The sequence below is a fragment of the Serratia sp. FDAARGOS_506 genome (genome assembly GCF_003812745.1).
GTDB lineage: Bacteria > Pseudomonadota > Gammaproteobacteria > Enterobacterales > Enterobacteriaceae > Serratia.
In genome coordinates this window covers 3454151-3474322 of the sequence record NZ_CP033831.1, presented here as the reverse complement: position 1 = coordinate 3474322, position 20172 = coordinate 3454151, and the positions used below count along the sequence as shown (strand labels likewise).

The following is a 20172-nucleotide window of genomic DNA, read 5'->3' as shown; positions in this document are numbered from 1 at the left end:
ATGTTCAAACCGCACGTCACCGTGGCCTGCGTGGTGCACGCCGCCGGCAAATTTTTAATTGTCGAAGAAACCATCAACGGCAAAGCGCTGTGGAACCAGCCGGCCGGCCATCTGGAGGCCGACGAGACGCTGGTGCAGGCTGCCGAGCGCGAGCTGTGGGAAGAGACCGGCATCCGCGCCACGCCGCAGGCGTTCCTGCGCCTGCACCAGTGGATCGCGCCGGATCGCACGCCGTTCCTGCGTTTTTGCTTCGTCATCGAGCTGGAACAGCCACTGCCAACCGAGCCGCACGACAGCGACATCGATCGCTGCCTGTGGCTGAGCGCCGACGAGATTTTGCAGGCGCCCAACCTGCGTTCCGCACTGGTGGCGGAGAGCATTCGCAGCTACCAGCAGCCGGAGCGTTACCCGCTGTCGCTGGTCGGCAGCTTCGCCTGGCCGTTTTAAGGGCGCCGGGCAGCACAAGATGAACAGTGCGCCGGCGCGGCCAACGTGGTAAAATCCTGCGCTTGTTTTTATCAGCACGGTTCGTGTTCAAGTTCGTGAGATCCCCATGTCAGACAACAGCCAGAAAAAAGTAATCGTCGGTATGTCCGGCGGCGTCGACTCTTCCGTTACCGCCTATCTGTTACAGCAACAGGGCTATCAGGTCGCTGGGCTGTTCATGAAGAACTGGGAAGAAGATGACGACGAAGAGTACTGCTCCGCCGCGACCGATCTGGCCGATGCGCAAGCAGTCTGCGACAAGCTGGGCATCGAACTGCACACGGTGAACTTTGCGGCGGAATACTGGGACAACGTGTTTGAGCTGTTCCTGGAAGAGTACAAGGCCGGCCGCACGCCGAACCCGGACATCCTGTGCAATAAAGAAATCAAATTCAAAGCCTTCCTGGAGTTCGCCGCCGAAGATCTGGGGGCCGATTTTATCGCCACCGGCCACTACGTGCGCCGCCAGGACGTGGACGGCAAAAGCCGCCTGCTGCGCGGCGTCGACGGCAACAAAGATCAGAGCTACTTCCTCTACACCCTGAGCCACGAGCAGGTGGCGCAGAGCCTGTTCCCGGTCGGGGAGCTGGAGAAGCCGGAAGTGCGCCGCATCGCCGAGCAGCTGGAGCTGGTCACCGCCAAGAAAAAAGACTCCACCGGCATCTGCTTTATCGGCGAGCGCAAGTTCCGCGACTTCCTCGGCCGCTACCTGCCGGCACAGCCGGGCCCGATCGTCAGCGTTGACGGCCAGACCGTCGGCGAACACCAGGGCCTGATGTATCACACCCTGGGCCAGCGCAAAGGGCTGGGCATCGGCGGCCTGAAAGACAGCAGCGAAGATCCGTGGTACGTGGTGGATAAAGACGTGGCGAACAATGTGCTGGTGGTTGCGCAGGGGCACGATCATCCGCGCCTGATGTCCGCTGGCCTCATCGCGCAGCAGCTGCACTGGGTGGATCGCCTGTCGCTGACCGGCCCGTTCCGCTGCACGGTGAAGACCCGCTATCGCCAGCAGGACATCCCCTGCACCGTGACCCCGCTCGACGACGAACGCATCGAAGTGCGCTTCGACGAGCCGGTCTCCGCCGTTACCCCCGGCCAGTCGGCGGTGTTCTACCAGGGCGAAATTTGCCTCGGCGGCGGCATCATCGAACAACGCCTGGCGTAATTGCTCGGCAAAGAAAAACGCTGCGTTATCGCAGCGTTTTTGTTACTCAGAATTCCACCTGCGCGCCCAGCTCGATCACCCGGTTCGGCGGAATTTCGAACAGATCCGGCGCCCGCAGCGCGTTGCGCTGCAACAGCTGGAACACCTTGCCACGAATGCGCAGATACCAAGGGCGCTTGCCCAGCACCAGCGTATCGCGCGACATGAAGAACGAGGTCTCGTTCATGGTGAAGCTCATCCCTTCCAGGCCGCAGCGGTAAAGGATGTCCGTCACGTTGGGCGTCTCGCGCCAGCCGTAGCTCGCCACCACCCGCCAAAAGCTCGCCGACAACTGTTCGATCGCCACCCGCTGCACGTTGTGCACGTACGGCATGTCGGTGGTGACGATGGTCAGCAGTACCACGCGCTCATGCAGCACCTTGTTGTGCTTCAGGTTATGCAACAGCACCAGCGGCACCGCGTGCGGCGTGCGCTCCATAAACACGGCGGTGCCCGGCACCCGCTTCGGCGGAGCTTTCTCCAGCGACTCGATCAGCGCGGTCAATCCTTCCTGATTGTCACGCAACCGGCGGATCAGACGCGAACGCTCGGTCTTCCAGGTCAGCATGATCAGCAGAATGGTCATCCCCAACGCCACCGGCAACCAGCCGCCGGTCGCCAGTTTGATCAGGTTGGCGCCGAACAGCGGCACGTCGATGCACAGCATGACAACCAGCATCAGCCCGCCCAGATAACGCGGCCAGCCCCAGTTTTTCACCGCCACGATGCTCAGCAAAATCGACGACAGCAGCATGGTGCCGGTCACCACGATGCCGTAAGCCGAGGCCAGATTGCTGGAGTGTTTGAAACTGATAATCACGATCAGCACCGCCGCGAACAGCAGCCAGTTCACCACCGGAATGTAGATCTGCCCGGACTCCTGATCGGAGGTATAAATGATGCGCATCGGTGGCAGATAGCCCAGCCGCACCGCCTGGCGCGTCAGCGAGAACACGCCGGAGATCACCGCCTGAGAGGCGATGACCGTCGCCAGCGTGGCGATCACCAGTAGCGGGATCAGCGCCCAGGTCGGCGCCAACAGGAAAAACGGGTTGTTGATCGCCGCCGGATTTGCCAGCAGCAGCGCCCCCTGGCCGAAGTAGTTCAGCACCAGCGACGGCGCCACCAGGGTAAACCACGCCAGGCGGATCGGCTTTTTACCGAAGTGGCCCATATCGGCGTACAGCGCTTCGGCGCCGGTCACCGACAGCACCACCATGCCCAGCGCGAAGAACGATACCGTCTTGTACTCGAGGAAGAAATTCACCGCCCAGTAAGGGTTCAGCGCCCGCAGCACGCCGGGGTGATGGAGAATACCGCCGATGCCCAGCAGCGCCAGCGTCAGGAACCAAATAACCATCGCCGGCGCGAACAGCTTGCCGACGCTGCCGGTGCCGTGCTTTTGGATCGCGAACAGCGCGGTCAGCACCAGCAGCGAGAGCGGCACGATAAAGCTGTCCAGCTCGGGGGCGATAATCTGCAGCCCCTCGATGGCCGAGAGCACCGAAATGGCCGGGGTGATCACCCCATCACCATAAAAGAAGCTGCCGCCCACCAGCCCAATCAGCACCGCCGCCGGCACCCAACGTGCATCCAGCTTGCGTATCGCCAGCGACATCAGCGTCAGGATCCCCCCCTCACCGTCGTTGTCGGCGCGCATTACGAAGCAGACGTATTTAATCGATACCACCAGCGTCAGCAGCCAGAAGATCAGCGACAGAAAGCCGTAGATCGAGGCTGGCGTCATGGTAATGCCCTCCTCTGCCGTCAGGCATTCGCGCAGGGTGTACAGCGGGCTGGTGCCGATATCGCCGTACACCACGCCGATGGCCGCCAGCGTCACCGCCGGCAGCGGCTGCTTGTTTTTTACGTGCATATAAAGGTCTTTATTTGAGGGCTCACGTTGGCAGTATAGATGCAGCCGCCACACTTTATTTGCCGCCGCAACAATAAGTTCGCGCCGCCTCACCGGCGATTTTCGCCGCCTATTTGCACAGTTCTGCGCCGCACGGCGCATCCGCCTCGTTACGGGCGTATTAGACGCTGGGTTTACCCTCGATTTTGTGGCATGATCCGCGGCATTCGTTGTCATCGTTGTTACAGCCACGCCCGATCGTTACCGTTCGCGGCCGCCGCCGTTACCCCTGCGATACACACAACCTTATGCAATAAGCCATGTACCGTTTACAGCGTTTACAGGAGTAATCGTGGCGAAGAATTATTATGACATCACGCTGGCCATAGCGGGTATCAGCCAGGCGGCGCGTTTGGTTCAGCAGTTGGCCCATGAAGGGCAATGCAACCGCGACGCCTTTCAAACCTCGCTGAAAAGCCTGCTGCAGATGGACCCGCCCTCCACGCTGGCGGTGTTCGGCGGTGAAGAACGCAATTTGATGGTCGGCCTCGAAACCCTGATGGGCGTGCTTAACGCCAACAACAAAGGGCCGGGAGCGGAACTGACCCGCTACACCATCAGCCTGATGGTGCTGGAGCGCAAGCTCAACGCCAACAAACAGGCGATGAACACGCTCGGCGAACGCCTCGGCCAGCTTGAGCGCCAGCTCGCGCATTTCGACCTGGAGTCGGACACCATCATCAGCGCGCTGGCCGGCATTTACGTCGACGTGGTCAGCCCGCTCGGGCCGCGTATCCAGGTGACTGGCTCGCCGGCAATCTTGCAGAACCCGCAGGTGCAGGCCAAGGTTCGCGCCACGCTGCTGGCCGGCATTCGCGCCGCCGTGTTGTGGCAACAGGTCGGCGGCAGCCGCCTGCAGTTAATGTTTTCCCGTAATCGTCTGTTCAAGCAGGCGCAAAATATCGTTGCTCATTGTTAATCGATCCCAGGAGTTGCTACCGATGGAATTATCCTCACTGACCGCCGTTTCCCCCGTTGATGGACGCTACGGTGATAAAGTCAGCGCACTGCGTCCCATTTTCAGCGAATACGGTCTGCTGAAATTCCGCGTACAGGTTGAAGTACGTTGGCTGCAAAAACTGGCAGCCTGCGCAGAAATCAAGGAAGTTCCCGCTTTTGACGCCGACGCAAACGCTTTCCTCGACAAAATCGTCGCGGAATTCAACGAAGAAGACGCTCAGCGCATCAAAACCATTGAGCGCACCACCAACCACGACGTGAAAGCGGTCGAGTATTTCCTGAAGGAAAAAGTGGCGGCGGTGCCTGCGCTGCACGCGGTGTCCGAGTTCATCCACTTCGCCTGCACCTCCGAAGACATCAACAACCTGTCACACGCGCTGATGCTGCAAAGCGCCCGTCAGGACGTAGTGCTGCCTTACTGGCGCAAGATCATCGACGCGCTGAAAGGGCTGGCGCTGGAATATCGCGATATCCCGCTGCTGTCGCGCACCCACGGCCAGCCGGCGACCCCGTCGACCGTCGGTAAAGAGTTCGCCAACGTGGCTTACCGCATGGAGCGCCAGTACCGCCAGCTGGAGCGCGTGGAGATCATGGGTAAAATCAACGGCGCGGTCGGCAACTACAACGCCCACATCGTCGCTTACCCGGAAGTGGACTGGCACCAGTTCAGCGAGGCGTTCGTGACCTCGCTCGGCATCACCTGGAACCCGTACACCACCCAGATCGAGCCGCATGACTACATCGCCGAACTGTTCGACTGCGTAGCGCGTTTCAACACCATTCTGATCGACTTCGACCGCGACATCTGGGGCTACATCGCCCTGAACCACTTCAAGCAGAAGACCATCGCCGGCGAAATCGGCTCTTCCACCATGCCGCACAAGGTCAACCCGATCGACTTCGAAAACTCCGAAGGCAACCTGGGCCTGGCCAATGCCGTGCTGGGCCACCTGGCGGGTAAACTGCCGGTTTCCCGCTGGCAGCGCGACCTGACCGACTCCACCGTGCTGCGTAACCTGGGCGTGGGCCTGGGCTACGCGCTGATCGCCTATCAGGCCACCCTGAAAGGCATCAGCAAGCTGGAAGTGAATCAGGCGCACCTGCTGGACGAACTGGATCACAACTGGGAAGTGCTGGCCGAGCCGATCCAGACCGTGATGCGCCGCTACGGTATCGAGAAGCCATACGAGAAGCTGAAAGAGCTGACTCGCGGCAAACGCGTGGACGCCGCCGGCATGCAGGCGTTCATCGATGGCCTGGCGCTGCCGGAAGAAGAGAAAACCCGTCTGAAGGCGATGACCCCGGCCAACTACATCGGCCGCGCCACCACCATGGTCGACGAGCTGAAGTAAGCGCGCTAGCCCGATAAAAAGGCGGCCCCAGGGCCGCCTTTTTGCTTATTATTCACCACGCAATACCTGCAGCCTGGCTATCTGTCGCCCCTGCGCATCGAAGTTATCCGCGCTCAGCCAGCGCGCCAGCGCCTGCCGCACCGCAGGCCAATGGTCGGCGGTGATGGCGAACCAGTCGGTATCCCGGCTGCGCCCCTTGACGATCACCGCGAAGCGGAAGTTACCCTCGTAGCGAAAACCAAAGCGCAGCGCAGCCTGGCGGGATGGCGCGTTATGGCTGTCGCACTTCCACTCGCAGCGGCGGTAGCCCAGCGTGTCGAAGGCGTAGCGCAACAGCAGCGCGATAGCTTCGGTGGCGCTGGAGCGCTGTTTCATCAACGGCGACCAGCTGACGTGGCCGATCTCCAGCACGCCGTTGGCCTCGTCGATGCGCATCAGCGCCACCGTGCCCACCGGCGCGTCGCTGGCGGCGTCGAACACCGTCAGATTGACCAGCGCCGGGTTGGCCTGCAGCGTCTCCAGATGTTGCAGCATCGCCGCCGGCGTATCAGGCCGTTCGATGGACAGATAGGTCCAGTCGCGGCCGTCTGGCGCCAGTTGAAACGCCTCAAACAGCGCAGCGTAATCCCGCTGCGGCTCGAGCGGCGCCAGCGAGCAGAAACGCCCGCCGAGCGTCGCGCCGCCGGGGCGGCGAGCCGGCTGCCAATCCGGCATCGGTTCCCCGACCGGCTGACCATAACGATTCATTGCCATAAACGCCCTCCTGCGATTAACGGGAATAAACGATAAACGAGCTTCTTCTGCCGATTTTGTCGTACAGCGAGCGCGCCGGCGCGTTGTACTCCTGGGTCATCCAGTAGACCCGATCGCTACCGCGAGTCTCTGCCAATCGGTACGCCTGTTCGAACAACTTTTCCGACACTTTGTGGCCGCGCGCCTGCGGCGAGACATAGAGATCTTCGATATAACAATAGCCGACCGCGCTCCAGGTGGACGGGTGGAACACCAGGTTCATCAACCCCAACAGCCGGCCCTCGGCATCCTCCGCCACCAGCCCGTACACCTGTTCATCCTGCCCCAGGCGTTCGAAGGTGCAATCGGTCACCTGCGGCGCCACGTCGGCGCGGTAAAAATCGAGATAGCCCTGCCACAGCGCCAACCATTGCGCTTTGTCGTCGCCATTGATTCTGCGGATAGTCACTTCAGGGTTTGATGGGTTCATAGCGCCTCACGGAGTAAGATATTATTTCCATTAGGGAAATAATCGGATAGCGGCAGAATACACCGCGTGGCGGCGGTGCAATACGGACCAATTCAAAACGCAGAGCAGACCAATTTTAACCGTCGCTTGCCACCGGCAGCGCACTGAACACCTGCGCCAGCGTAGCGATAAAACGCACGATCTCATCCGGCGCATAGGCCGAGAAGCCGAACACCAACGCCCCGCGCTGCGGCGTGCCGGTGTAGAAGTCCGCCAGGCCGTACAGCCGAATCCCCCGTTCGGCGGCGGCCGCCACCAGCCGCCGTTCCGTCGCCGCATCCGCCAACGGGCAAACCAGCTGCAGCCCGCCCTGCGGCAGCGCCGGACGCGTCCAGGCCGCCAGGTGACGATGCACCGCGTCGTACAGCACGTCCAGCCGCGCCTTGTACAGCGTGCGCATATTGCGCAGATGCTCGGCATAGCCGCCCTCATGCAGGAAGTGGAACAGCGTCATCTGCGCCAGCGCCGACGTGTAGCCATCCTGAAACTGCCTGGCGGCGACCAATGGCCGCACCAACTGCGACGGCGCGATCATAAAACCGATGCGCAGCCCCGGAAACAGCGTCTTGCTGAAGGTGCCGATGTACAGCGTACGCCCGTCGCCGTCCAGCCCCTGCAGCGCCGCCTTGGTTTGCCGATCGTAGTTGAACTCGGCGTCGTAATCGTCTTCGATGATCCAGGCCCGCCTGCGCTGCGCCCACTGCAACAGCGCCAGCCGCCGATCGAGGCTCAGCGAATACCCCAGCGGATAGTGATGGGACGGCGTGATGTAAACGCCCCGTCCGCCGCCCGAGGCCTGCATCAGTTGCCCGACGTCCAGCCCCTGCTCGTCGATGCCGATCGGCCGCGCCTGCAGACCCGCCGACTGCACCAGCTTCTTCGCCCCCTGGTAACCCGGTTCTTCGACGAATACCGCATCGCCGGGATCGAACAGCACCTGGGTACACAGCGCCAGCGCCTGCTGAGAGCTGGTCACTACGATCACCTGCTCCGCCGTCGCCTTGACGCCCCGCTCCCGCTGCAAGTAGTGCGCGATTTCCGCACGCAGCTCCGGCAACCCTTGCGGATCGGCATACCCCAACAGCCGCTCGCCGTGCTGCCGCAGCGCCTGTTTCTCCCGCTGCAGCCACTGGTCGATGGGAAACGCCCGCAGATCCGCCAGCGAAGGCGTTAACGAAGCCTGACGGCTGGTGTGCGGCGTATGGCTGACCGCCAACAGCGCCCGGCCACGATCGCTCAGCTCGCGCTCCGCCAGCCGCGCTTCTTGCCCCGTCGCCGTCGCCAGCAGTTCACGGCCGAGCAGCGTGTCGCAGCGATAGCGCACAAAGCTGCCGCGCCCCACCGTTCGGCTGATGAACCCTTCCGCCTCCAGCCGCGCGTAGGTCTGTTCCACCGTGTCGCGCGCCACCGCCAGCCGGGCCGCCAACGCACGGCTTGGCGGCAGCTTCGTCCGCCAGGGCAGTTCTCCGGCGGCAATCAGTTGCAACAGGGCCTGATGCAGCGCCGAACGCCGGGTCAGGCCTTGCCGGCGCTGCTGCGCGAAGGCGGACAGGATCGCCGCGTCGTCCGCGTGTCTTGGGGTGTCGCTCATGGGGAATTGTTTCTCCTGGCTCTGGGGCCGACGCACTACTCTACCTCATTTCACCCCGGCGGCGGCGGCAGTTGCGCTGCCCGGCGAAATCCCCTTAAATAAGCCATCGCATTGCGGCTACAGGACTTCCGTCGGCTATGAGCAAGGAGACCAACCAGCGTCTGCTGGACAAACTGCAGCAGGATCTGGCCAGCGCGGGCGCGATGCCACTGTATTTGCGCTTCAACGCCTCGGTGCGCCAGGCCATCGAACAGGGGTTGCTGAATTCGGGGGATTTTTTGCCCAGCGAGCGCCTGTTCACTGAACGGCTCGGCATCTCGCGCATCACGGTGCGCAAAGCGCTGGCCTGCCTCGAGCAAGACGGCATCATCGGCCGTTCGCGCGGTTACGGCACCTTTATCCAATCGCAACGGCCCGAGCCGAAGCTGTTCTATTCATTGGCAGACGTCAAAGGATTCTCGCGCGAGGTGATACAGCAAGGGCGCCGGCCGGACACGCAGTGGATTAGCCGTGAACGGATGCCCGCCGGCGCTGAGCTGGCTGAAAAGCTCCAACTGGCGGCCGGTACGCCGATCTACAAACTCAAACGCATCCACTTGATCGATCAGCGGCCAATGTCGGTGGCGGTGTCCTACGTGGTGGCGACGGCGATTGCCAACGTCGACGAGATCGGCATTTCGCTGTACGACTACTTCCGGCGTAATAAGGTGGAGATGGGATCGCTGCGCAGCCAGGTCAGCGCGGCGATGGCCGACGACGATATCCGTCAGGCGCTGCGGCTCTCGGAGCCGATGCCGCTGCTGATCGTGCGCCAGACGCTGTTCGACCACCATAAAAAGCCGATCGAATACAGCGAAAGCTTCTGCCGCAGCGACATGTACGAATTTACCAGCGAAAGCTGACCCGTTGCGTCACGCGGCGGCTCACGCCTCGCCCTGACGGCGGCGGCGAAAACGCGCGAACGCCTGAACATAAGCCTCGATATCCAGCGAATTTACCCGTTTTAACTCCGCCAGCAGACCGGGTTCGATCGCTTCTGCGCCGTGCAGCGCGCCGCAAATCGCGGTGGCCATCGCGCCGATGGTGTCGGTGTCGCCGCCCAGGTTGGCGCACAGCACCGCGCAACGGGTCGGGTCGGTTTGCGCCAGCTGCACCATCGCCAGCGCCGCCGGCACCGACTCGATGGTGCTCACCCCGGCGCCGATCAGCTGGTACACCCGTTCGGAGGCCTGCTCGGTGTCGGTGGCTTCATCCACCACCTGAAACGCCAGCTCGATGCGCGCCGCCAGCGAAGGGCTGAACGTCGTTTCCTGCCGACGCTGGGCATATTCCGCCACCCCCGGCAACGCCAGGCGAATCGAGGCCCAGTCCGCCCCCTCCACCGCCCGCGCGACAGCCCAGGCAATTGCCACTGCACCGGCGACGGCGATGTCGGATTTGTGCGTCGGGCTGGAGGCCAGCCACACCTGCCGGCAGAAATCCTCCAGCGGCGCGGACGGCAGCACGCAGCCCAAAGGTGAAATGCGCATCGCCGCACCGTTGGTGATACCGTTGTTTTCCAACTCGGCGATCGGCGTCCCCGCTTTCTGTTCGCTCAACGCCAGTTTGGAACTGGGGCCGAGAATGTTCTTGTTGAAAGCGTCAAAACTGTCTACCCAGCGGATCACGTTGCGGGCGATCAACTCCGGCACCACCTCGCCTTCCGCTTCCAGCAGCGCATCGGCCAGCGCCAACGCCATCGCGGTGTCGTCGGTATATTGCCCGGCCGTGAAGTAGCAGGCGGCGGTGTTCTCCTTCGGCCCATCGAGAAAGCCGTCTATCCAGCCGAAGTGGCGCTTAACCCGCTCGCGCGGCCACAGCTCGGAAGGCATGCCGAGCGCGTCGCCCAGCATCTGCCCGTAAAGTGCGCCCGCGATGCGTTCTGCCTGGGTTAACTGCTTCATCCGTCGCTCCTGAAAAGTGTGCCGATACATCAATAATACCTTATTAGTACCTTTAAAGCTTTTCAAGCGATCCGATCCGCCCTCCCGCCTGCCGGCAATGCCCGACGTGTTTAAGTTGCGTTTAATGTTGCCCCGCCGCTGTTTATCCGACGTTTATCAGAGCTTGCCGATAATGTCGGCGAACAAATTGATAACGCTTATTTTAATACATTGCTACGGCTCCCTTGCGGGCCGAGCGGGTTATACCTACCATAACCTCAGCATTTTTTGCCAAAATGGTTCAGGTGGCCGCGTTATCCCCTGACACGCCGCAGAGCGTGTTCCCTTTTATCGCGTGGGTGACAGGACATTCACCCGCATAGTCACAGGAGTTCGCCATGCGAGTACTGGTTGTTGAAGATAATGGTTTGCTGCGCCACCACCTTTCCGTTCAGATGCGCGAGATGGGCCATCAGGTCGACGCGGCCGAAGACGCCAAGGAAGCCGATTACTTCCTGCAGGAACACGCGCCGGATATCGCCATCGTCGATCTTGGCCTGCCGGGTGAAGACGGCCTGAGCCTGATCCGCCGCTGGCGCGCGCACCAGACCAAACTGCCGATCCTGGTGCTGACCGCCCGTGAAAGCTGGCAGGACAAAGTGGCGGTGCTGGAAGCCGGCGCCGACGACTATGTCACCAAGCCGTTCCACCTGGAAGAAGTGATCGCCCGCATGCAGGCGCTGATGCGCCGCAACAGCGGCCTGGCCTCCCAGGTGATCGTGCTGCCGCCGTTCCAGATCGATCTGTCGCGCCGCGAGTTGAGCGTTAACGATCGGCAGATCAAGCTGACCGCTTTTGAATACACCATCATCGAGACCCTAATCCGCAACGCAGGCAAAGTGGTGAGCAAGGATTCGTTGATGCTGCAGCTCTACCCAGACGCCGAACTGCGCGAAAGCCACACCATCGACGTGCTGATGGGCCGCTTGCGTAAGAAAGTGCAGGCGGAATACCCGCATGAAGTGATCACCACGGTACGTGGCCAGGGCTATCGTTTTGACGCGAAGTGAACATGATGTTCAACAAGAATAAAAAACCGTTTTCGCTGCGCGCCCGCTTCCTGATGGCGACCGCCGGGGTGATCCTGGCGCTGTCGCTCTCTTACGGTTTGGTGGCGGTCGTCGGTTACATCGTCAGCTTCGACAAGACCGCCTTCCGCCTGCTGCGCGGCGAGAGCAACCTGTTCTTCAGCCTGGCGCAGTGGAAAGACAACAAGCTCACCATTGCCATTCCCCCCGATATCGATCTCAACTTCCCGACGCTGGTATTTATCTACGACGATAAAGGCAACCTGCTGTGGAGCCAGCGCAAAGTGCCGGAGCTGGAGAAGCTGATCAACAAGGAGTGGCTGGAGGAGTCCGGCTTCTACGAAATCGACACCGACACCCGCGTCAGTAGCGAAGTGCTGGGGGACAACCCCAAGGCGCAGAACCAGCTGAAAAATTACGACGATACCGATCAGAACGCGTTGACCCACTCGGTGGCGGTCAACACCTATGCCGCCACGCCTCGGCTGCCTGCTCTGACCATCGTGGTGGTCGACAGCATTCCGCAGGAATTGCAGCGATCCGACGTGGTGTGGGAGTGGTTCAGCTACGTGCTGTTGGCCAACCTGCTGCTGGTGGTACCGCTGCTGTGGCTGGCGGCCTACTGGAGCCTGCGGCCGATCAAGGCGCTGGTCAATCAGGTGGGCGAGCTGGAGAACGGCGAACGCGATCAGCTCGACGAGAACCCGCCCAGCGAGCTGCGCGGGCTGGTGCGCAATCTGAACATTCTGGTGCGTAATGAACGCCAGCGCTACACCAAGTATCGCACCACCCTGTCGGATCTGACCCATAGCCTGAAAACGCCGCTGGCGGTGCTGCAAAGTACCTTGCGTTCGCTGCGCAGCGGCAAGCAGACCACGATCGAAGAAGCCGAGCCAATCATGCTGGATCAGATCGGGCGCATCTCACAGCAGATCGGTTACTACCTGCACCGGGCCAGCATCAACTCCGGCCAGACGGTGCTGACGCGCGAGATCCACTCGGTGCCGGCGCTGCTCGACAGCCTGGTGGTGGCGCTGAACAAGGTTTATCAGCGCAAAGGGGTAGTGATCACGCTGGACATCTCGCCAGAGGTGACCTTTATGGGCGAGAAGAACGACTTTATGGAAGTGATGGGCAACGTGTTGGAAAACGCCTGCAAATACTGTTTGGAGTTCGTTGAGATCACCTCGCTGCACTCCGAGAAAAACCTCACCATCGTCATCGACGACGACGGCCCGGGGATCCCGGAAAGCAAGCGCCAGCTGATCTTTCAGCGCGGCCAGCGGGTGGACACCCTGCGCCCCGGCCAGGGTCTGGGTCTGTCGGTGGCGGCGGAGATCATCGAGCAGTACGACGGCGAAATCGTCATCAGCGACAGCCCGCTCGGCGGCGCGCGCATGCAGGTCACCTTCGCCCGCCAGCACGACACCCACCACAACGAGTAAATTATGCCTCTGTGGCCCCGATCCACGGGGCCAAACTTCCGTTATAATCGCACTCAGGCTCACTCCTCTATCCTGGAATAGAACATGGATTATCAATTAGACCTGGACTGGAACGATTTTTTGCAACGTTATTGGCAAAAGCGTCCGGTGATTCTGAAGCGCGGCTTCAAAAACTTTATCGATCCGATCTCCCCGGATGAGCTGGCCGGGCTGGCGATGGAAAACGAAGTGGACAGCCGCCTGGTCAGCCATCAGGACGGCCGTTGGCAGGTCGCGCACGGCCCCTTCGAAAGCTTCGACCACCTGAGCGAAAACAACTGGTCGCTGCTGGTGCAGGCGGTGGACCACTGGCATGAGCCTTCCGCAGCGCTGATGCGCCCGTTCCGCCAGCTACCGGACTGGCGGATGGATGACCTGATGATCTCCTTCTCGGTCCCGGGCGGCGGCGTCGGCCCGCATCTCGATCAGTACGACGTGTTCATCATTCAGGGCACCGGCCGCCGCCGCTGGCGCGTCGGGGAAAAAACGCCGCTGAAACAACACTGCCCGCATCCGGATCTGCTGCAGGTAGAGCCGTTCGACGCCATCATCGACGAAGAGATGGAGCCGGGCGACATTCTCTACATTCCGCCGGGCTTCCCGCACGAAGGCTACGCGCTGGAAAACGCGCTCAACTACTCGGTGGGCTTCCGCGCGCCGAACGGCCGCGAGCTGGTGAGTGGCTTCGCCGACTACGTGCTGGCGCGCGAACTGGGCAGCAAGCGCTACGGCGACCCGGACGTTAAACTGCGCGAACACCCGGCGGAGATCCTGCCGCAGGAAGTGGACGCCTTGCGGCAGATGATGCTGGATCTGGTGCAACAGCCGGAACACTTCCAGCACTGGTTCGGCGAGTTCATCTCCCAGTCGCGCCACGAGCTGGATCTGGCACCGCCGGAGCCGCCTTATCAGGCCGGGGAAATCTACGAGCTGCTGCAACAGGGTGAAGCACTGCAACGCCTGGGCGGGTTGCGCGTGCTGCGCGTCGGCGATCGCTGCTTCGTCAACGGCGAGCTGATCGACACCGACCAGCTGCAGGCCGCAGACGCCCTATGCCAAAACTTCAGCGTCGACGCCGCCCTGCTCGGCGAGGCGGTGGACGATCCGTCGTTCCTGGCGCTGCTGACCGCGCTGGTCAACAGCGGGTATTGGTACTTTAACGACTGATTGCCGTCACACGAACAAGCCACCCTGTCGGGTGGCTTTTTTTATGCCTGGCGCGCCTGCGCGCGGTAATCCGCCAGTTCCCCCGCCGCCATGCCCGCCAGCTCCGCCGCCGCGCCAATCTGCTGCCAGGTAGTGGCATCGATCGGGATGCCCCGCTCCCGCCGCGCCGCGCGGTTGGCCTCTTCCCACTCTCCCGGGACGGCGATCGGCTGTTCGCCGCTCGGCGGCGACGCTTTCACCCAGCCGATAAAGGCTTCGGCCTCGGCCTGCATTTGCGGGGCGTCGAAGGCTTGAGGATCGAGGATCAGGGTCGTCATGCAGTTGAAGATTGCATCGCTGTCGGCTTTCAGCGTGGCGTCGTGGGTGGTGCGGCCGCCGGAGAGCGCGCCGCCGAGGATCTCGCACATCGCCGCCAGCGCATAGCCTTTGTGCAAGCCGAACGGCAGCAGCGAACCGAACGGCGCTTCATGCATCACCTTCGGTTCGATGGTCGGCTGCCCGTGTTCGTCGATCAGATAGCCCGGCGCCACCGACAGCCCTTTGTTATAGGCCACCCGGGTCTTGCCGAAGGCGATGCCGCTGGTGGCAAAATCCAACAGCAGCGGCGTGCGGCCCGGCCGCGGGAAAATGGCGCAGAACGGGTTGGTGCCGAAGCGGCGATCGCTGCCGCCGAACGGCGCCACCATCGGATCGCCCACTACGTTGACGAAGTGAATCGAAATAAAACCGGCGCGGGCACACTGCTCCGCCCAATGGCCGATGCGGCCGATATGGTGTCCGTTGTGCAGCGCCACCGCAGCCAGGCCCAGCTTGCCGGCGCGCTCAATGCCCAGCGCCATCGCTTCGCTGGCCACCACCTGACCGAAGCCGCGCGCACCGTCGAGCGTCAGCACCGCGCCGGCGTCGCGCACCACTTCGGCATGTTGATTGAGCTGTAATTGCCCCTGCGCCAACGACGCCATGTAGCTGGGGATCATGCCGACGCCGTGCGAGTCGTGCCCGGCCAGATTGGCCTGCACCAGATGATCGGCCACCAACTCGGCTTCACGCGCCGTGCTGCCGGCCTGGCGCCAAATCGCCTGAACGAACTGCGCCAAATGCGAGCTGGCGATACGGTATTCGGTGCTCATCATGCGGTCCTTATGCGTGGGGAATAGGCTTCCACACTATGAGCAACGCCTTGTTACGGCAAGCGATTATGCCGATCGCAAGCGTCTTGTTTACCGCGCTCGCTCGGCGGCCAGCGCCGCGATGCGCATGATCACCGCCACCGCTTGCTCCATGCCTTCCAGCGTCACGAATTCGTGCTTTCCGTGGTAGTTGTAGCCACCGGTGAACAGGTTCGGACACGGCAGGCCACGGAACGACAGCTGCGCGCCGTCGGTACCGCCGCGGATCGGCTTCATCACCGGTTCGATGTCGCAGTCGCGCATCGCCTGCTGCGCCAGCGCGATCACGTGCGGGTGCTCCGCCACCTGTTCGCGCATGTTGTAATAGCTGTCTTCGATGCTCACTTCGATATAGCAATCGCGCGGCAAGCCTTTGCCGACCTCGCGGGCAATGTCCACCATCTTGCGTTTGCGCGCTTCAAACCCCTCGCGCTCGAAGTCGCGCAGGATATAGTGCATTTCGGCACGCTCCACGCCGCCCTTGATGCTGCTGAGGTGATAAAAGCCCTGGTAGCCTTCGGTGGTCTCCGGCGTTTCGTCCGCCGGCAGCGCCTGATGAATGCGGGTGGCCAGCGACAGCGCGTTGACCATTACGCCCTTGGCGCTGCCGGGGTGCACGCTGTTGCCGAGGATTTTGATCGTCACCGAGGCGGCGTTGAAGTTCTCGCACTCCAGCTCGCCGACGCCGCCGCCGTCCACGGTGTAGGCCCATTCGGCATTAAAGGCCGCCACGTCGAACAGCTGCGCCCCCTTGCCCACCTCCTCGTCCGGGGTGAAGGCCACGCGGATGTCGCCATGTGGGATTTTGCGCGCACGCAGGCGCACCATGGCGGTGAGGATTTCAGCGATGCCGGCCTTGTCGTCGGCGCCCAGCAGCGTTTTGCCGTCGGTGGTGATCAGGGTCTGCCCCAGCATCTGGTGCAGGATCGGGAACATCACCGGCGACAGCACTTCATCGCCGATGCCGAGCGCGATGTCGCCGCCGCGATAGTTCTCGACGATCTGCGGATTGACGTGTTTGCCGCTGAAATCCGGCGAGGTATCCAGATGGGCGATAAAACCGACCGCCGGTACCGGCCAGGCGACGTTGCCCGGCCAGGTACCCATCACGCAGCCGTGTTCGCTGAGCGACACCCGCTCGAAGCCGAGCGCGATCATTTCCTGCTGCAACGCACGCGCCAGCTTCAACTGCCCGTCGGTGCTCGGCACATGCTTTACGTTCGCTTTGGACTGGGTGTCGAAAGAGACGTAGTTGAAAAAGCGGTCAAGTAATTTGTCCATGGTAGCGGCCCCTCAGAATATCGCGTTTCATTATGCGGAACCGATCAGGATCAAATATTGCGTCAGGTCATTTTTAACCAGAATTCACCAATATCATTAATCTTTGTGATGATTTCTGAGGGGAATAACACTGTCATCATAGGGTCATTTGTCGCTATCATGATGAAAAACGCGGCATCTGGGCCGGATCGGCTTTCAATTCCGGCATTCAGCGTCTATCATGCGCGCTCGAAAAATTTCCATTGGCGCAACTGGTTTGAGCTTCATTTGAACAGCGGGCATCCCGCAAGCTCCGGCAGTCTTTTCCAGTTGCGGTTCTATCTGCATTAGCCCACGGGATAGAGTAATACGATAAATGACTGAGACATCCTCTCTGACTCCCCTTGTTGAACTGCATGCCCTGAGCAAAGCGTTCGATGGCAAAACCATCATTGCCGATCTCGACCTGACGATTAACCATGGCGAATTCCTCACCATTCTCGGCCCCTCCGGCTGTGGCAAAACCACGGTACTGCGCCTGATCGCCGGTCTGGAAGACGCCGATTTGGGCCGCATCGTGCTCGACGGCCAGGACATCACCGCCATTCCGGCCGAACATCGCCACGTCAACACCGTGTTTCAGAGCTATGCCCTGTTTCCGCACATGTCGGTGTTCGACAACGTCGCCTTTGGCCTGCGCATGCAAAAGGTGCCGGCGGCGGAACTGACGCCGCGCGTCGAAGAGGCGCTGCGCATGGTGCAGCTGGATGCGTTCGCCAAGCGGCGGCCGGGCCAGCTCTCCGGCGGCCAACAGCAGCGCGTGGCCATCGCCCGCGCAGTGGTCAACAAGCCGAAGGTGCTGCTGCTGGATGAATCGCTGTCGGCGCTGGACTACAAGTTGCGCAAACAGATGCAGAACGAGCTGAAGGCGCTGCAGCGCAAGCTGGGCATCACCTTCGTGTTCGTCACCCACGATCAGGAAGAAGCGCTGACCATGTCGGATCGCATCGTGGTGATGCGCGAAGGCCGCATCGAGCAGGACGGCACGCCGCGTGAGATCTACGAAGAGCCGAAGAATCTGTTCGTCGCCAGCTTTATCGGCGAGATCAACATCTTCGATGCAGTGGTCTTGCAGCGCCTCGATCCGCAGCGGGTGCGCGCCAACGTCGAGGGCCGCGAGTGCGACATCTATGCCGAGCTGCCGGTGGAACCGGGCCAAAAGCTGAAGGTGCTGCTGCGCCCGGAGGATCTGCGGGTAGAAGAAGTGAACGACAGCGCGCAGCACGACGGGCTGATCGGCTACGTGCGCGAGCGTAACTACAAAGGCATGACGTTGGAGTCGGTGGTTGAGCTGGAGAGCGGCAAGACGGTAATGGTCAGCGAGTTCTTCAATGAAGACGATCCGGACGTCGACCACTCGCTCAATCAGAAGATGGCGGTGACCTGGGTTGAAAGCTGGGAGGTGGTGCTGGCCGATGAAGAAATCGCGTAAAGTCTTCCAGAATGTGGTGATCGCCGGCGTCGTCGCCTGGCTGCTGCTGTTCGTGTTCATGCCGAACCTGATGATCATCGGCACCAGCTTCCTGACCCGTGACGACGCCAACCTGGTGCAGATGGTGTTCACGCTGGACAACTACCGGCGCTTGTTCGACCCGTTGTACGCCCAAGTGTTGCTGCACTCACTGAACATGGCGCTGATCGCCACCCTGTGCTGCCTGGCGATCGGCTACCCGTTCGCCTTTATCCTGGCTCGCCTGCCGCAGAAGATGCGGCCGCTGCTGCTGTTTCTGCTGATCGTGCCCTTCTGGACCAACTCGCTGATCCGCATCTACGGCCTGAAGCTGTTTCTTAGCACCCGTGGCTATCTCAACGACGCGCTGCTGTGGATCGGCGTCATCGATAAGCCGCTGCGCATCATGTACACCTCAGAAGCGGTGATCCTCGGCCTGGTGTATATCCTGCTGCCGTTTATGGTGATGCCACTCTATTCCAGCATCGAAAAGCTCGATAAGTCCTGCCTGGAGGCGGCGCGCGATCTTGGTGCCAGCAAGCTACAGACCTTTATCCGCATCATCGTGCCGCTGACCATGCCGGGCATTATCGCCGGCTGCCTGCTGGTGGTGCTGCCGGCGATGGGGCTGTTCTTCGTCGCCGATCTGATGGGCGGCGCCAAAAATCTGCTGATCGGCAACGTGATTAAAAGCCAGTTCCTCAATATCCGCGACTGGCCATTCGGCGCGGCCACCAGCATCTGCCTGACGCTGGTGATGGGGCTGTTGCTGCTGATCTATTACCGGGTCGCCCGCCTGCTGAACAAGAAGGAGGATCTGGCATGATCGGACGCCTGCTGCGCGGCGGCTTTATGACGCTGGTATACGCTTACCTGTATATCCCGATCGTCATCCTGATCGTCAACTCTTTCAACGCCTCGCGCTTCGGCATCAGCTGGCAAGGGTTCACCACCAAGTGGTACAGCACGTTGCTCAACAACGACAGCCTGCTGCAGGCCGCGGGCCACTCGCTGACCATGGCGGTACTCTCTGCCACCTTCGCCACGCTGATCGGTTCGCTGACCGCGGTAGCGCTGTACCGCTATCGCTTCCGCGGTAAACCGTTCGTGGGCGGCATGCTATTCGTGGTGATGATGTCGCCGGATATCGTGATGGCTATCTCGCTGCTGGTGCTGTTCATGCTGCTGGGCATTTCGCTCGGCTTCTGGTCGCTGCTGTTCTCGCACATCACCTTCTGTCTGCCGTTCGTAGTGGTGACCGTCTACGCGCGACTGAAAGGCTTCGACGTGAAAATGCTGGAGGCCGCGCGCGATCTCGGCGCAAGCGAGTTCACTATTCTGCGCAAGATCATTCTGCCGCTGGCGATGCCGGCGGTGGCGGCCGGTTGGCTGCTGAGCTTCACCCTGTCGATGGACGACGTGGTCGTCTCCTCCTTCGTCACCGGGCCGAGCTACGAAATCTTGCCGCTTAAGATCTACTCGATGGTAAAAGTCGGTGTCTCACCGGAGGTCAACGCGCTGGCCACCATTTTGCTGCTGTTGTCGCTGGTGCTGGTAATCGCCAGCCAGTGGGCAATGCGCGATCGTTCGCCCAAGGCCGAATAACCCTTCCCGCCGGGCGCTGCGGCGCCCGGTTGTGATCCCCTTCACAACCGGCACCGGTTGTCATCCGCTGACCATCGGTGCCTATTTCCGCGCCGCCGATTGCAGCGGCGAAAACTTCCCCCTATAACTGAACCCAGGCAAGGTGCCTTATTTTTTTCTCGCTTCCAGGGAGTTTATTCAGCAACGTCGTCATCC

General features: G+C 61.5%; 19 protein-coding genes. 12 read left to right on the top strand and 7 right to left on the bottom strand.

The window, feature by feature from the left end:
- Positions 1–447: an NUDIX hydrolase gene (locus EGY12_RS16895; protein WP_060387611.1), complete on the top strand. Its 447-nt coding sequence runs from the start codon at positions 1–3 to the stop codon at positions 445–447.
- Positions 448–553: 106 nt separating this feature from the next.
- Positions 554–1654 carry a tRNA 2-thiouridine(34) synthase MnmA gene (gene mnmA, locus EGY12_RS16890; RefSeq protein WP_123894700.1) on the top strand — a complete coding sequence of 367 codons (1101 nt, stop codon included), beginning with the start codon at positions 554–556 and terminating at the stop codon, positions 1652–1654.
- Between the two features lie 46 nt (positions 1655–1700).
- Here mnmA and kup read toward each other — a convergent pair whose 3' ends face one another.
- On the bottom strand, positions 1701–3569 hold the full coding sequence (kup, locus tag EGY12_RS16885; protein WP_123894699.1) for a low affinity potassium transporter Kup: 1869 nt from the start codon (positions 3567–3569) through the stop codon (positions 1701–1703).
- A 331-nt stretch (positions 3570–3900) separates the two neighbouring features.
- Between kup and hflD the strand changes: the two genes are divergently transcribed.
- Both hflD and purB read left to right on the top strand, forming a co-directional pair.
- The gene (hflD, locus tag EGY12_RS16880) at positions 3901–4527 is read left to right on the top strand and encodes a high frequency lysogenization protein HflD (RefSeq protein WP_123894698.1); all 627 of its coding nucleotides are present in this window, start codon (positions 3901–3903) and stop codon (positions 4525–4527) included.
- A gap of 22 nt (positions 4528–4549) precedes the next feature.
- The gene (purB, locus tag EGY12_RS16875; RefSeq protein WP_033638215.1) at positions 4550–5920 is read left to right on the top strand and encodes an adenylosuccinate lyase; all 1371 of its coding nucleotides are present in this window, start codon (positions 4550–4552) and stop codon (positions 5918–5920) included.
- A 48-nt stretch (positions 5921–5968) separates the two neighbouring features.
- Here the strand turns inward: purB and EGY12_RS16870 are convergent, their stop codons facing one another.
- The 3 genes from EGY12_RS16870 to EGY12_RS16860 form a co-directional block, all read right to left on the bottom strand.
- Entirely contained in the window at positions 5969–6673 is a 705-nt protein-coding gene (locus EGY12_RS16870; RefSeq protein WP_123894697.1) for a GNAT family N-acetyltransferase, read from the bottom strand.
- Between the two features lie 16 nt (positions 6674–6689).
- Positions 6690–7142 carry a GNAT family N-acetyltransferase gene (locus EGY12_RS16865; RefSeq protein ID WP_123894696.1) on the bottom strand — a complete coding sequence of 151 codons (453 nt, stop codon included), beginning with the start codon at positions 7140–7142 and terminating at the stop codon, positions 6690–6692.
- Positions 7143–7257: 115 nt separating this feature from the next.
- A complete protein-coding gene (locus tag EGY12_RS16860; protein ID WP_123894695.1) occupies positions 7258–8772 on the bottom strand; it encodes a PLP-dependent aminotransferase family protein in 1515 nt (504 codons plus the stop codon).
- A gap of 137 nt (positions 8773–8909) precedes the next feature.
- On the opposite strand from EGY12_RS16860, the gene EGY12_RS16855 reads away from it, so the two are divergent.
- Entirely contained in the window at positions 8910–9674 is a 765-nt protein-coding gene (locus tag EGY12_RS16855) for a GntR family transcriptional regulator (RefSeq protein ID WP_123894694.1), read from the top strand.
- 21 nt (positions 9675–9695) lie between these two features.
- On the opposite strand, the gene EGY12_RS16850 is transcribed toward EGY12_RS16855, so the two are convergent.
- Positions 9696–10715: an ADP-ribosylglycohydrolase family protein gene (locus EGY12_RS16850; RefSeq protein ID WP_123894693.1), complete on the bottom strand. Its 1020-nt coding sequence runs from the start codon at positions 10713–10715 to the stop codon at positions 9696–9698.
- 377 nt (positions 10716–11092) lie between these two features.
- On the opposite strand from EGY12_RS16850, the gene phoP reads away from it, so the two are divergent.
- From phoP to EGY12_RS16835, 3 genes are all read left to right on the top strand, one after another.
- Positions 11093–11764 (top strand): two-component system response regulator PhoP, encoded by a 672-nt coding sequence (gene phoP, locus EGY12_RS16845; RefSeq protein WP_025302513.1) that lies wholly within the window; start codon positions 11093–11095, stop codon positions 11762–11764.
- A 5-nt stretch (positions 11765–11769) separates the two neighbouring features.
- Positions 11770–13227, top strand: a complete 1458-nt coding sequence (gene phoQ, locus EGY12_RS16840; RefSeq protein ID WP_049202754.1) for a two-component system sensor histidine kinase PhoQ — start codon at positions 11770–11772, stop codon at positions 13225–13227.
- Positions 13228–13311: 84 nt separating this feature from the next.
- Positions 13312–14433, top strand: coding sequence for a cupin domain-containing protein (locus tag EGY12_RS16835; protein ID WP_123894692.1), 1122 nt, complete (start codon positions 13312–13314; stop codon positions 14431–14433).
- Positions 14434–14474: 41 nt separating this feature from the next.
- Here the strand turns inward: EGY12_RS16835 and EGY12_RS16830 are convergent, their stop codons facing one another.
- Together EGY12_RS16830 and pepT are read right to left on the bottom strand one after the other, a co-directional pair.
- Entirely contained in the window at positions 14475–15563 is a 1089-nt protein-coding gene (locus EGY12_RS16830; RefSeq protein WP_123895619.1) for a malate/lactate/ureidoglycolate dehydrogenase, read from the bottom strand.
- A gap of 90 nt (positions 15564–15653) precedes the next feature.
- Complete coding sequence (gene pepT / locus EGY12_RS16825) at positions 15654–16883, bottom strand: peptidase T (RefSeq protein ID WP_123894691.1); 1230 nt, start codon at positions 16881–16883, stop codon at positions 15654–15656.
- Between the two features lie 57 nt (positions 16884–16940).
- Between pepT and EGY12_RS16820 the strand changes: the two genes are divergently transcribed.
- From EGY12_RS16820 to potC, 4 genes are read left to right on the top strand one after another with little or no spacing between them, the layout of a single operon-like run.
- Positions 16941–17213, top strand: coding sequence for a hypothetical protein (locus EGY12_RS16820; RefSeq protein WP_123894690.1), 273 nt, complete (start codon positions 16941–16943; stop codon positions 17211–17213).
- Positions 17214–17238: 25 nt separating this feature from the next.
- Entirely contained in the window at positions 17239–18354 is a 1116-nt protein-coding gene (gene potA / locus EGY12_RS16815; RefSeq protein ID WP_123894689.1) for a spermidine/putrescine ABC transporter ATP-binding protein PotA, read from the top strand.
- Positions 18338–19198 carry a spermidine/putrescine ABC transporter permease PotB gene (gene potB / locus EGY12_RS16810; protein ID WP_123894688.1) on the top strand — a complete coding sequence of 287 codons (861 nt, stop codon included), beginning with the start codon at positions 18338–18340 and terminating at the stop codon, positions 19196–19198. Before potA ends, potB begins: the two co-directional genes overlap by 17 nt.
- Positions 19195–19977 (top strand): spermidine/putrescine ABC transporter permease PotC, encoded by a 783-nt coding sequence (gene potC / locus EGY12_RS16805; RefSeq protein ID WP_123894687.1) that lies wholly within the window; start codon positions 19195–19197, stop codon positions 19975–19977. Before potB ends, potC begins: the two co-directional genes overlap by 4 nt.
- Positions 19978–20172: the final 195 nt, after the last annotated feature.

Excerpts from the sequence above, each read along its gene's own strand:
- EGY12_RS16895 (WP_060387611.1), top strand. The coding sequence starts at position 1 with ATGTTCAAACCGCACGTCACCGTGGCCTGCGTGGTGCACGCCGCCGGC.
- mnmA (WP_123894700.1), top strand. The coding sequence starts at position 554 with ATGTCAGACAACAGCCAGAAAAAAGTAATCGTCGGTATGTCCGGCGGC.
- kup (WP_123894699.1), bottom strand. The coding sequence starts at position 3,569 with ATGCACGTAAAAAACAAGCAGCCGCTGCCGGCGGTGACGCTGGCGGCC.
- purB (WP_033638215.1), top strand. The coding sequence starts at position 4,550 with ATGGAATTATCCTCACTGACCGCCGTTTCCCCCGTTGATGGACGCTAC.
- EGY12_RS16870 (WP_123894697.1), bottom strand. The coding sequence starts at position 6,673 with ATGGCAATGAATCGTTATGGTCAGCCGGTCGGGGAACCGATGCCGGAT.
- EGY12_RS16865 (WP_123894696.1), bottom strand. The coding sequence starts at position 7,142 with ATGAACCCATCAAACCCTGAAGTGACTATCCGCAGAATCAATGGCGAC.
- EGY12_RS16860 (WP_123894695.1), bottom strand. The coding sequence starts at position 8,772 with ATGAGCGACACCCCAAGACACGCGGACGACGCGGCGATCCTGTCCGCC.
- EGY12_RS16855 (WP_123894694.1), top strand. The coding sequence starts at position 8,910 with ATGAGCAAGGAGACCAACCAGCGTCTGCTGGACAAACTGCAGCAGGAT.
- EGY12_RS16850 (WP_123894693.1), bottom strand. The coding sequence starts at position 10,715 with ATGAAGCAGTTAACCCAGGCAGAACGCATCGCGGGCGCACTTTACGGG.
- phoP (WP_025302513.1), top strand. The coding sequence starts at position 11,093 with ATGCGAGTACTGGTTGTTGAAGATAATGGTTTGCTGCGCCACCACCTT.
- phoQ (WP_049202754.1), top strand. The coding sequence starts at position 11,770 with ATGTTCAACAAGAATAAAAAACCGTTTTCGCTGCGCGCCCGCTTCCTG.
- EGY12_RS16835 (WP_123894692.1), top strand. The coding sequence starts at position 13,312 with ATGGATTATCAATTAGACCTGGACTGGAACGATTTTTTGCAACGTTAT.
- EGY12_RS16830 (WP_123895619.1), bottom strand. The coding sequence starts at position 15,563 with ATGAGCACCGAATACCGTATCGCCAGCTCGCATTTGGCGCAGTTCGTT.
- pepT (WP_123894691.1), bottom strand. The coding sequence starts at position 16,883 with ATGGACAAATTACTTGACCGCTTTTTCAACTACGTCTCTTTCGACACC.
- potA (WP_123894689.1), top strand. The coding sequence starts at position 17,239 with ATGACTGAGACATCCTCTCTGACTCCCCTTGTTGAACTGCATGCCCTG.
- potB (WP_123894688.1), top strand. The coding sequence starts at position 18,338 with ATGAAGAAATCGCGTAAAGTCTTCCAGAATGTGGTGATCGCCGGCGTC.
- potC (WP_123894687.1), top strand. The coding sequence starts at position 19,195 with ATGATCGGACGCCTGCTGCGCGGCGGCTTTATGACGCTGGTATACGCT.